This window comes from Providencia sp. PROV201, from assembly GCF_028479545.1.
In the GTDB taxonomy this organism is placed as follows: Bacteria; Pseudomonadota; Gammaproteobacteria; order Enterobacterales; family Enterobacteriaceae; genus Providencia; species Providencia huaxiensis.
In genome coordinates this window covers 127,558-139,522 of the sequence record NZ_JAMPNW010000007.1, presented here as the reverse complement: position 1 = coordinate 139,522, position 11,965 = coordinate 127,558, and the positions used below count along the sequence as shown (strand labels likewise).

Here is an 11,965-nt window from a genome sequence, read left to right as displayed (position 1 = left end):
TTATCGAATGAAGTTTTGGTAGTCATTAGCGTTAAACCCAACTAAGTATTGGTTATCTGGAGAAACAAGTACGGGCCTTTTGATCATGGCAGGCTCTGCAAGTAGTACTTTTTTTGCACTGTCTGCGTCAACAACTGCATTCTTTTCATCGTCAGTCAGTTTACGCCACGTTGTTCCCCGTTTATTGACTAACACTTCCCAATCAATATGTTCCATAAAGGTAGAAAGTAATTCATCGCTAATACCATCAACACGATAATCATGAAACTGATAGTTAACGCCATTATCTTCTAAGTAACGGCGTGCTTTTTTAATGGTGTCACAGTTTTTAATTCCGTACATGATATAAGGAGAGTTAGATGTATTTGGCATATGATTTTCCTCAAAAAAACTAGCGATAATCCTTACATAATGAGGCAAAAATCACTTGGGATCTAGCCCAAACTTGAGAAATATATAATAACCTTATAATTAAAAACTATGTGACTTAGCCTCGACAATTAATATATTAAAAAAAATTATCTTGAGCGCATATAAATTAAACTAGCTTCTAGACGAGAGCGAACGCGTAACTTTTTAAGAATATTTCGAATGTGAACTTTAACAGTCTCCTCAGAAATAAAAAGCAAATTAGATATTTCACGATTTTTCAAGCCGACAGCCAGTTCATGTAAAATTTCAGATTCTCGTTTCGTCAGTGCTGATAGCGGATCATTATAATTATGACGTGAAATAAGATGTTGATATATTTTTTCACTAAAAACCAATTGCCCTCTAGAGGCCTTCTTCATGCTATAAAATAGCATGTCAAGTTCACTGCTTTTCAATAAATAACCTTGTGCACCTGCATCAATAGCACCATATATATCTGTTTTAATTGTTGATGCAGATAACACTAGTAAGTAACTGTCATTGCAGTGTTTACGAAGTAATCGCATGGTTTCAAATGTTTTAATACCTTGAATATTGGTATCGATGATAATGAGATTAGGCTGTAGGTGCCTTGCGATACTTAAGGCTTCGTAACAACAAGAGCACTCTGCTGTGACACTAAAGTGTGTATCTGTATTTATGAGCTGACGCAATCCCAAGCGTATAATAGGGTGCTCATCAATAATCATTACTGTATATTTAGACATAGAGGGTTCCTTTTTTATGTCTCAAACGTCAAAGTCTAGTTAAGTATTCCCCATAAAATAGACAATCTGATTTCAATATGTTTATTATATTTAATAAGTATATTAATAATTATAAAACTAGTTTGGTATATTATTAATGTTACTTCTTTAATTAATTTGAATAGCTATGCTAATAAAATAAGGTGTTTATCGATAATACATTAAAATCAGAAAATTCATATCTAATATTTAAATTAAAATTAAAAATAAGTGGTTTTGAAACGGAATTACACAGTGTTGTTAGGTAATTAATTATTTATATATATTACCATCATGAAATTAACTATAAATTATTTTAGTTTTATTTTTAATAATTAAAACGGTATTGCGATATAATCAAAGCGATTACGTTTTACTCTAATAGTGGCCTAACTCTATTGTCACTGAAAGGCTGTAACTGAAAGATTTTTCTGGAAATTGCAGGTATGATCATGATTTGCTAGTGAGATGTGTTTATACTGTTATCGCTCTTACCTTACTTATTTTGAAAGGACTTGACGATGGATGATAAATTAAAACAAAGTGCTCTTGATTTTCATGAGTTTCCACATCCTGGGAAAATTACGGTTACCCCAACTAAACCCCTAACAACCCAGAGAGATCTCGCATTAGCATACTCACCAGGTGTTGCAGTGCCATGTCTTGAAATTGCAGATGACCCACTTAAAGCTTATCGTTACACGGCTAAAGGTAACCTTGTCGGGGTGGTGTCTAATGGTACTGCTGTTCTTGGGTTAGGTAATATCGGTGCTTTGGCTGGTAAGCCCGTCATGGAAGGGAAAGGTGTACTATTTAAAAAGTTTTCTGGTGTTGATGTCTTTGATATTGAAGTTGATGAAACCGATCCAGACAAGCTCGTGGATATCATAGCATCTCTTGAGCCGACTTTTGGCGGTATTAACTTAGAAGATATCAAAGCACCAGAATGCTTTTATATTGAACAAAAACTCCGTGAGCGGATGAAAATCCCTGTATTCCATGATGACCAACACGGAACGGCGATCATCTGTACTGCCGCTGTCATTAATGGGTTACGGATTGTTAAAAAAGAGATTGGTGATGTTCGCCTAGTCGTTTCTGGCGCAGGGGCAGCATCAATCGCTTGTATGAATCTATTAGTCGCGTTAGGGTTGAAACGCGAACATATCACCGTCTGTGATTCCAAAGGGGTGATTTATAAAGGCCGTGACGAGCGCATGGATGTGACTAAAGCCGCGTATGCAATTGAAGATAACGGTCAACGTACTTTAGCGGATGCTATTCCTAATGCAGATATTTTCTTAGGTTGTTCAGGTCCTCGCCTTTTAACGCCAGAAATGGTGAAAACCATGGCAAAAGATCCACTGATCTTAGCATTGGCTAACCCTGAACCTGAAATATTGCCACCGTTAGCGAAAGAAGTTCGTCCTGATGCCATCATTTGTACCGGTCGCTCTGATTACCCAAATCAGGTTAATAACGTGTTATGTTTCCCATTCATTTTCCGTGGTGCGTTAGATGTCGGTGCAACAACGATAAATGAAGAGATGAAACTGGCTTGTGTGTACGCCATTGCAGATTTGGCATTGGCAGAACAAAGCGAAGAAGTGGCTTCAGCGTATGGCAATCAAGATCTATTCTTTGGCCCTGAGTATATTATTCCGAAACCATTTGACCCACGTTTGATTGTTAAAATTGCACCGGCTGTGGCAAAAGCGGCAATGGACTCAGGGGTAGCAACACGTCCAATTGAAGATTTCGATGCTTATATCGAAAAATTGAACCAATTTGTTTATAAAACAAACTTATTTATGAAGCCTATTTTCTCCCAAGCGAAGACTGCGAAAAAACGCATTGTTTTAGCCGAAGGGGAAGAAGAACGTGTATTACATGCCACTCAAGAGCTGGTTTCTTTAGGTTTAGCTTTCCCAGTTTTAGTTGGGCGTCCAAGTGTGATTGAAATGCGTATTCAAAAACTTGGCCTACATATTGAGTTAGGTAAAGATTTTGAAGTGGTCAATAATGAAAATGACCCGCGTTATAAAGAGTATTGGCAAGAATATTACCAAATCATGAAACGTCGTGGTGTTTCCCAAGAAATGGCACGCCGTGCAGTGATTAATAACCCAACCTTAATTGGTGGGATCATGGTGTTACGTGGTGAAGCTGACGGGATGATTTGTGGTACTGTCGGAAGTTATGGCGAACACTACGAAGTGGTTAAAGAACTGTTTGGTTTCCGCGAAGGTGTTCACACCGCTGGTGCAATGAACGCATTATTACTGCCAACGGGGAATACATTCATTGCAGACACTTATGTCAATGAAGACCCTTCACCGGAAGAGCTAACTGAAATCACGTTAATGGCAGCGGATACGGTAAGACGCTTTGGTATTGAACCGAAAGTCGCGCTGTTATCGCGTTCTAGCTTTGGCTCTTCAGATTGCTCATCAGCACAAAAAATGCGTGATACGTTATCGATGATCAAAGCACGTGACCCACATCTTGAAATTGACGGCGAAATGCATGCGGATGCCGCATTAATTGAGTCTATCCGTAAAGATGTGATGCCAGATAGCCCATTAAAAGGTTCAGCAAATTTATTAATAATGCCAAATATGGAAGCGGCACGTATTAGTTATAACTTACTGCGTGTGACTAGCTCTGATGGTGTGACTGTCGGGCCGGTGTTGATGGGGGTTGCGAAACCTGTGCATATTTTGACACCAATTGCGTCGGTACGCCGTATCGTGAATATGGTTGCTTTAGCGGTTGTTGAGGCTCAAACAAATCCTCTCTAACGGTTAATATTAGTTAATCCCTTTTAAAGGCTTCTATGGTTTCATAGTGGCCTTTTTTATTGAAAATGATTCTCATTATCTGTATCTTGTGGGTTTGACTACACAAGACGGAAAGCATAATGATTTCAATTAGATTGACCTCTCGAATAGCCACTTTGATAGTTGGGTTATTCTTTCTTATTGGTTGTACACAAAAAGTTGAACCGACAACCGTACAATTAGATAACCAACTAACAGTTAGTAACCAAATTATTGACTTAGCAACAGGTAAGTCTTTAACTCCTCAACAATTAATTGAGCAGCTTGCTCAATCTCCACGTGTGATCGTGGGAGAAAAGCATGATAACCACTATCACCACCAAATTGAGCAGTGGCTTGTACAAGAAATGCCAAAAATACGTCCTCAAGGCGCGGTTCTACTCGAAATGCTGACACCTTCACAGCAAAAGGGCGTGAGCCGTGTACAGGCACAGATGCAAAGTAACCCCTATATTCGTGACGAAAAGTTACAGTCTGCCTTAAATTGGAATAGCGGCTGGCCTTGGGAACAATATGGGTCTTTAATCCGCCATTTGCTGAGCTCACCTTATCCACTATTGTCTGCAAATTTAGACAAAGAAGAGGTGCTTGCCGCCTATGCTAACCCGTCATCGATAGCGGGGCAGTATTCTACTCAGCCTATTGTTCAAGAACTTATCAGCAAAACGATTGAAAGTTCTCATGGTGGGGAGCTTACAGCGGAACAAGTTATAAAAATGACGTTCGTACAGCAGCTGCGTGACCGTCGTATGGCAGAGTCGTTATTAAATGCGCCTACACCAGCGCTTCTGTTCGCAGGTGGCTACCATGCAACAAGAGCTATTGGTGTCCCCTTGCATGTGCAAGATCTCGCCCCTGATGAACCAATGAAAGTGTTAATTATTTCGGAAAGAGGGGAAGAAATAGACCACTTACATGCGGATTTTGTGTGGTACACACCTAAATGATGACTAAATAATAGCAACCTAATGATTTCAAAAAAGTTAATTTTGTGAAGTAATCTTTATTTTCATTAAGAAATGATTTCCATTTTCATTTGTTATTAATTATCATTTGCGTTTATGTGAGAATACGTAAGTATGAAAGATAAAAATGAGTATAACAACATTTGAAAATGAGTATTTAAAGCGAACGACAAAGATGAGTGGTTGGCTCGCATTGGCAATCGCTCTTCATGTTGTGGTTGTTGGCGTGTATTTATGGGTAACTCACAATCAACAATGGGAAGAGTTATTTCCACCGCCATCCGTGGTCATGGAAATTTCGATTGAGTCGCAAGCGGTGCAATTGACAGAAGCTAACATTGGTCAGTTACAAGAGTTGTCTGTGGCGAGTGAAGTTCATGAGGCACCGTCTGAAGATAAAATTATCCCACCCCTAGCAGTCAATGAGCAGGCAGAAGTGCAAGTGGCTAAGGCGGTGAGTAAACAGCGAACAGTTGAAGTCAAAAAACAAAAACATGAAAAGCAGGTGGTTGAACAAAAACAAGCGACTGATTCAAAAGCCAATGATGCTCCTGTCACCAGTGATGCAGCAGCACCATTACAGACGCAGAAAATTGCGGCAGAATTTAATAGCCAGTCACAATCGATAGAGAACGCGAAAAGGCTGTGGGAAGCTCAAGTATTGGGAAAACTAAATAAATACAAGCGGTTCCCTGAAGATGCCGTAAGGCGAGGGCGAGTTGGTCAATCAACCGTGACATTCACGGTTGACCCACAAGGTTTTTTACTTGGTAGCGACTTGGTGAGTTCATCTGGAACGCGATCTTTGGACAGAGAAGCGTTGCAGGTGCTCTCAAGGGCGGCACCGTTACCTGAACCACCAGCCGAAATTTTAATTAATGGGCGGGTAACAGTCAGGATCCCTATTGATTTTACTCTTAATGAAAAATAGATTGGATTAATTATGCGTAATAAACTCACTGAGTTTTGTCTTATTACATTACTTGGTTTATATGCAGCCACTAGTGCTGCGGAGGAAAGAATGTCAGCACCAATAGCACAAAAGCAACCTCATACCATTACCACTCACGGAGATGTCCGTGTTGACAACTATTACTGGTTAAGAGATGACCAGCGTGAGTCTCCCGAAGTTATCGAATATTTAACGCAAGAAAATAATTATACGCAGCAACAACTTGAAAAAGGTGAGCCGTTAAAAAAAGAAATTTACGATGAACTATTTTCGCGTATGAAGCAGGATGATGAATCAGTTCCTTATAATTATAATGGTTATACTTACCGCTCACGAGTGGTTGCAGGTAAAAACTACTCTATATATGAAAGACGCCCGGTAAATAGCCAGGGTGAATGGGCTGTATTAGTTGATGGTAATGAACGTGCAGAAGGCACTGAATATTATCGTATGGGCGCATTAGCGATTTCGCCAGATAATACCACGCTTGCCATCGCTGAAGATCGCCAAGGGCGTAATGAATTTGTCGTGTCATTTCGCAAAATTGATGAGAGCGAGTGGCAAGAAAATGTGTTAACCAATACATCAGGTAATATTGTTTGGGCCAATGACAACCAAACGCTATTCTATGTGAATAAGGACAAGCAAACATTGCTTCCTTATCAAGTCGTTAGGCACCAATATGGCACACAGCAAACTCAAGACAAACTGGTGTACGAAGAAAAGGATGATACTTTTTACGTTAGTTTATCGAAATCAACTTCAAAAGATTTTATTTTAATTGGTATCACGAGTACTGAAACCTCTGAATATCGGTTAATTGATGCAAACAAGCCACAAAATGACGCTAAAATCTTAAAACCTCGTCAAACAGGTGTTGAGTACTATCCTGATCATTTCAACGGTAAATTCTATATTCGTTCTAATCACCAGCACCCATTATTTGGTTTATATATTGCAGACAATATTTCAGCTCCGTGGGCAAGTTTTATAGCAGCACGTGATGGGGTTGACCTTGAAGGTTTTGCTTTATTTAATAATTGGCTAGTGATAGAAGAGCGCCAAAATGGCTTAGTAAATATTCGCCAAATCAGCTGGTTAACGCATAAAGAAAATCAAGTAAGCTTTGATGACCCAACGTATATGGCATGGATTAGTAATAACCCTGAGCCTGATACAGACATATTACGCTACGGCTATTCATCAATGACCACACCGTCTTCAGTATATGAAATTAATATGCTGACTCAAGAAAAGCAGCTTTTAAAACAAGAAGAAGTTAAAGACTTTAATAAGCAAAACTACCAAAGTGAGCGTATTTGGGTTACCGCACAAGATGGAGTAAAAGTTCCGGTTTCCTTGGTTTATCGTAAAGATCTCTTCAAACATGGCCAAAATCCATTGTTAGTCTATGGTTATGGCGCTTATGGATATGGTATTGACCCTTCATTTAGCTCATCTCGTTTGTCTTTACTGGATCGTGGCTTTGTTTACGCGATTGCTCATATTCGTGGTGGTGGTGACTTAGGTAAAAATTGGTACATACAAGGCAAAACAGTCCACAAGATGAATACTTTTACTGACTTTATTGATGCAACCAAAGGGTTATTATCAGAAGGTTATGGTAAAGCAGGGCATGTGTATGCCATGGGCGGAAGTGCTGGTGGGCTATTAATGGGCGCTGTAGTGAACATGGCACCTGATTTATACGAGGGTGTTGTTTCCGCTGTTCCATTTGTTGATGTGGTGACCACAATGTTAGACCCGTCAATCCCATTGACCACTGGGGAGTATGATGAATGGGGTAATCCTGAGAATGAAGAGGACTACTGGCGAATTAAAGCGTATAGCCCTTATGACAATATCAAAGCACAGCATTATCCGCACATATTAGTGACGACAGGGCTACATGACTCACAAGTTCAATATTGGGAACCTGCAAAATGGGTGGCTAAATTGCGAGATATTAAACAAGGCAATTCATTATTATTATTAGAAACGAATATGAATGCAGGGCATGGTGGTAAATCGGGCCGCTTTAATGCGTTAGATGATATTGCTCAAGAATATAGTTTTATTCTTATGCTTGAAAATAAAGATAAATATTTTCCTTATTTAAAATAATAATTAGCCTATAAAATTGAGGTTATTTCAGGTCAGCAACAATATTAATGACATTGTTGCTGAGCCTTTTCACAGGCTTTATTTGCCCTGTGTTAGCAGTGTGAGCGTATGACACACAGTACGTTTACAGGAATGGTTTAATGAATAATAAAACAATAATTATGGTAGCTGGCTTTATTGCCACTGGCTACCAAGGGATTGCTTTGGCTGAAAATACACAGCAGCAAAATAAGCAGAAAGAGGGTGTGGTTAATTTTAGCCAATTAAAAGTTTCAGGTGCACAAAAACAAACACCATTAGTCAAGGCATTGGAAAAACCGGGGGCTTACAGTGCGGTGGGGACAGAAAATAAATTGCAGTCGATGGATAAAATAATCCGCACCATGCCAGGGACTTATACGCAAATGGATGCTAGCCAAGGAACGGTTAACGTGAATATTCGCGGGTTAAGTGGTTTTGGTCGCGTGAATATGATGGTTGATGGTATCACTCAAAGTTATTATGGTAATTCCCCAAGTAAGTACACACACGGGATGCAGCCAAGTAATGATTTTGGCTCATTAATAGATCCTAACTTTATAGTGTCGGTAGAAGTAGAAAAAGGACAGCTAAATGGCAGTAATAGTGTCAACGCCTTAGCGGGGAGTGCAAATTTCCGCACTATCGGTATTGATGATGTCATTTTCAATAACAACTTATATGGCCTACGTAGTAAGGCCAGTTGGGGAGATAATGGTCTCGGTTATAATGGCATGGTTGCAGTTGCAGGAAAGACATTATTACAAGATGATGGCTATTTTGGCGGTTTAATTGCGGTTAGCGGCCATAATATTCCTGGTAGTTATAAGAATGGTGATGGGTTTGATAGTGATGAATTTGCCACAGACCCATCATTTAAACAAAAACCACAATCCCAATTAGCCAAACTGAAATATAAACCTAATGACAGTCATGAATTAGAATTTAGTGGCCGTTTCTTACAAAATAAATTAACTAGCAGAAAGATTAATAGTGATGACTATTACCTTAAATATAAATACACCCCATTAAATGAATTAATTGATGTGGAAATATTGGCAAGTCATGGAAATAATCAGCAGAAACTCCAAGGTGATCCCGTTGGTGGCGCGTACAGAGATGCCATATCTAAAAATAAATCAGATAGTATAAATTTATCCAATACTAGCCATTTTTCTTATGGCGACGTGGATTATAAATGGCAAGTTGGTTCGAAATTAATGAAAACCAAGTACAGTAAGGAAGCTCAATCTGTTGAAGACCCAAACACCCAGAAAAATAATCCATTTGCACCAAGCGGAACACAAGATATTGCCAGTGTATATACTCAGTTTGAAGCGAAATACGATATCTACACAGCGATATTTGACCTTAATTACCTCAATTATAGTGTGAAAGGCTATAAACCTGAGTGTGATGCAACAGAGAAATGTTTTCCTCAAGAAGCCAGTAATCTGAATATTAAAGATAGCGGAATTAACCCTGGAATATTATTATCCGCACAACTCATTCCTGAATTCCAACCCTTTGTTAGCTATGCTCATTCAATGCGAGCACCAAATTCACAAGAAGCTTTTTTCTCCTCAAATGGTGGCCAGACTATGAATCCATTTCTTAAGGGGGAAAAATCGAAAACTTGGCAGGTTGGCTTTAATAGCTTAAAACCTGATTTAGTGGTGGAGGGTGACCAATTTAACCTGAAAGCATTGTGGTTTCATACTCAGGTTAAAGACTACATCACGAGTAAAGCTTTCATTCTTTGTCGTTCCAATCCACGGGATGAATTTGATTGGTGTTTAGTCAATGATGATGTATGGGATAAAGAGAATCCACCCATGTTTCAGCGAGCAGAAATGTATGTGAATGACCACCGAGATGTGAATCTACGAGGGTATGAACTGCAAGCCAATTATGATGCAGGTGTATTTTACTCAATGATTTCCTATACCAAAGAGTCAGGGAAACAACCGGTTTCTATTAATAGTACCTCTGCATTTAGTGCTGGGGACTTTACGCAATTACCCGACTATTACCTAACATTAGATTCAGGTGTGCGTTTGCTGGATGAAAAGCTGACACTGGGGTCAACGATAACATGGACAGGGCCGTCTAAGCGAATTAGCCCAGTTCTTGATGCCGACCAAAATGGTGACGCTATGACGGAAAAATACGAAAAACAGCCAACCATTATTGATGTATATGCAGATTATGAAATTAATAAAAACGTTAAGTTGATGATGACCATTAACAATGTGACAAATAAAAACTATACCGATGCATTAAATCGCGCAAATTCGGGTGCAATTATGGAAGAACGAGGGCGAAATAACGAAACGGGTAGAGGGCGTACCTATATGATAGGTGGGCAGGTGCGTTTCTAATCAACATATAAATTTAACACCACTTATCTCGTTATTTTTATCGAGATAAGTGGATAAAATAATTATTTCGATACTCTTTTGACGTTAACCTTCTCAATGTGGGTGACTTGGCTTTCAACCCAGCCATCATTAAGGCGTGTTTTCAACGGTTGGCCGACTTTCACTTGGCTGGTTTTTTTCAACACAGTGCCTTTAGCGGTTTCACTGATACTAAACCCGCGAGCTAGGGTGGCTAATGGGCTAACCGCTTCCATTTTCGAACAAGCCACTGCGAATCGCTGGCGATAGCTATTGACCAAATGGGTAACCATATTTTGCAAATGATATTGCGTCTGTTGCAGCTGGCGTTGTTGTTTTTGCAGATGTGGGCGCAAATCATTTTGCAGTAAACGACGATTAACTTTCTCGAATTTAGCCGTTGAACTTTGTAGTTGCCGCGTCATCGACTGCGCCAACTTTTGCTGCAATAAATTGAGCTGGTTATGTTGCCTTGCCAACCGCAATTGCGGGTGCTGCTGCTGTAGGCGGTGATGCAAGCGTGCGAATCTTTGTTGTTGACCTGCCACGTAATAATCCATCGCTATTTCAAGGTGTTGCTGTGCTGATTTTAGCTGGCGGAGCATTTCCAATTGATTACGGCTAACAAGCTCAGCGGCGGCTGACGGGGTTGGCGCTCTTACGTCCGCCACATAGTCGGCAATTGTCACATCGGTTTCATGGCCAACAGCGCTGATTATAGGTAGTTGGCTCGTAAAAATAGCTCTAGCAACGATTTCTTCATTAAATGCCCATAAATCCTCAAGTGAACCGCCTCCGCGACCGACGATCAACACATCGCATTCTTGACGTAAGTTTGCTAGCTCAATCATTCGAGCAATTTGTGCTGGCGCCATCTCACCTTGAACGGCCGTTGGGTAGATGATGATAGGCAGGGAAGGGTCACGACGACGTAAAATATTTAAAATATCATGTAGGGCTGCACCCGTTGCCGAGGTAATGATACCGACAGACTTAGCAGGGCTAGGGAGCGGTTTTTTATGAATAATATCAAATAAGCCTTGTGCGCTTAGCGTTTGCTTTAATAGCTCAAAACGCTGTTGCAGTAACCCTTCACCGGCGGGCTGCATGCTTTCAAGGATTAATTGATAGTCGCCTCGTGGCTCATACAAGGTGACTGTCGCTCTGACTAACACCTGTTGACCATTCTGGGGGCGGAAAGTGACACGCGCATTTTGCCCACGGAACATTGCCGCACGAACCTGAGCCCGATCATCTTTTAAGGTTAGATACCAATGACCGGAGCTGGGCTGCGAAAAATTAGAAATTTCTGCGGTTAACCAAATACGACCCATTTGGTTATCAAGAAGTTCTCGAACCGTCTGGTTAAGCTTGCTAACAGAGTAAATTGCGCTATTTTGTGATGTCGACATGTGAGCCAGATCAAATTTTAAAACAATGACTTAATCGTTAGATACTAACCTAGCCATAAGAGTTATCAAGTTTTTTTTCAAAAAAACGCTGGAAGCAA

Annotated in this window: 8 protein-coding genes; 5 read left to right on the top strand and 3 right to left on the bottom strand. The window is 40.0% G+C overall.

The window, feature by feature from the left end; translation table 11 throughout:
• Window positions 1–372, bottom strand: coding sequence for an ArsC family reductase (locus PR809_RS08300; protein WP_168222845.1), 372 nt, complete (start codon window positions 370–372; stop codon window positions 1–3).
• A 146-nt stretch (window positions 373–518) separates the two neighbouring features.
• A complete protein-coding gene (locus tag PR809_RS08295; protein WP_206275955.1) occupies window positions 519–1,139 on the bottom strand; it encodes a LuxR C-terminal-related transcriptional regulator in 621 nt (206 codons plus the stop codon).
• A 539-nt stretch (window positions 1,140–1,678) separates the two neighbouring features.
• Between PR809_RS08295 and maeB the strand changes: the two genes are divergently transcribed.
• From maeB to PR809_RS08270, 5 genes are all read left to right on the top strand, one after another.
• A complete protein-coding gene (gene maeB / locus PR809_RS08290) occupies window positions 1,679–3,958 on the top strand; it encodes an NADP-dependent oxaloacetate-decarboxylating malate dehydrogenase (protein ID WP_102139844.1) in 2,280 nt (759 codons plus the stop codon).
• 119 nt (window positions 3,959–4,077) lie between these two features.
• Window positions 4,078–4,944, top strand: coding sequence for a ChaN family lipoprotein (locus PR809_RS08285; protein WP_206275956.1), 867 nt, complete (start codon window positions 4,078–4,080; stop codon window positions 4,942–4,944).
• Window positions 4,945–5,089: 145 nt separating this feature from the next.
• Window positions 5,090–5,893, top strand: coding sequence for an energy transducer TonB family protein (locus tag PR809_RS08280; RefSeq protein WP_206275957.1), 804 nt, complete (start codon window positions 5,090–5,092; stop codon window positions 5,891–5,893).
• 12 nt (window positions 5,894–5,905) lie between these two features.
• Window positions 5,906–8,038 carry a S9 family peptidase gene (locus tag PR809_RS08275; protein WP_206275958.1) on the top strand — a complete coding sequence of 711 codons (2,133 nt, stop codon included), beginning with the start codon at window positions 5,906–5,908 and terminating at the stop codon, window positions 8,036–8,038.
• Window positions 8,039–8,178: 140 nt separating this feature from the next.
• The gene (locus PR809_RS08270) at window positions 8,179–10,437 is read left to right on the top strand and encodes a TonB-dependent receptor domain-containing protein (RefSeq protein WP_206275959.1); all 2,259 of its coding nucleotides are present in this window, start codon (window positions 8,179–8,181) and stop codon (window positions 10,435–10,437) included.
• Between the two features lie 62 nt (window positions 10,438–10,499).
• Here PR809_RS08270 and xseA read toward each other — a convergent pair whose 3' ends face one another.
• Window positions 10,500–11,867, bottom strand: a complete 1,368-nt coding sequence (gene xseA, locus PR809_RS08265) for an exodeoxyribonuclease VII large subunit (RefSeq protein ID WP_206275960.1) — start codon at window positions 11,865–11,867, stop codon at window positions 10,500–10,502.
• Between the last annotated feature and the right edge of the window lie 98 nt (window positions 11,868–11,965).

Excerpts from the sequence above, each read along its gene's own strand:
- PR809_RS08300 (WP_168222845.1), bottom strand. The coding sequence starts at position 372 with ATGCCAAATACATCTAACTCTCCTTATATCATGTACGGAATTAAAAAC.
- PR809_RS08295 (WP_206275955.1), bottom strand. The coding sequence starts at position 1,139 with ATGTCTAAATATACAGTAATGATTATTGATGAGCACCCTATTATACGC.
- maeB (WP_102139844.1), top strand. The coding sequence starts at position 1,679 with ATGGATGATAAATTAAAACAAAGTGCTCTTGATTTTCATGAGTTTCCA.
- PR809_RS08285 (WP_206275956.1), top strand. The coding sequence starts at position 4,078 with ATGATTTCAATTAGATTGACCTCTCGAATAGCCACTTTGATAGTTGGG.
- PR809_RS08280 (WP_206275957.1), top strand. The coding sequence starts at position 5,090 with ATGAGTATAACAACATTTGAAAATGAGTATTTAAAGCGAACGACAAAG.
- PR809_RS08275 (WP_206275958.1), top strand. The coding sequence starts at position 5,906 with ATGCGTAATAAACTCACTGAGTTTTGTCTTATTACATTACTTGGTTTA.
- PR809_RS08270 (WP_206275959.1), top strand. The coding sequence starts at position 8,179 with ATGAATAATAAAACAATAATTATGGTAGCTGGCTTTATTGCCACTGGC.
- xseA (WP_206275960.1), bottom strand. The coding sequence starts at position 11,867 with ATGTCGACATCACAAAATAGCGCAATTTACTCTGTTAGCAAGCTTAAC.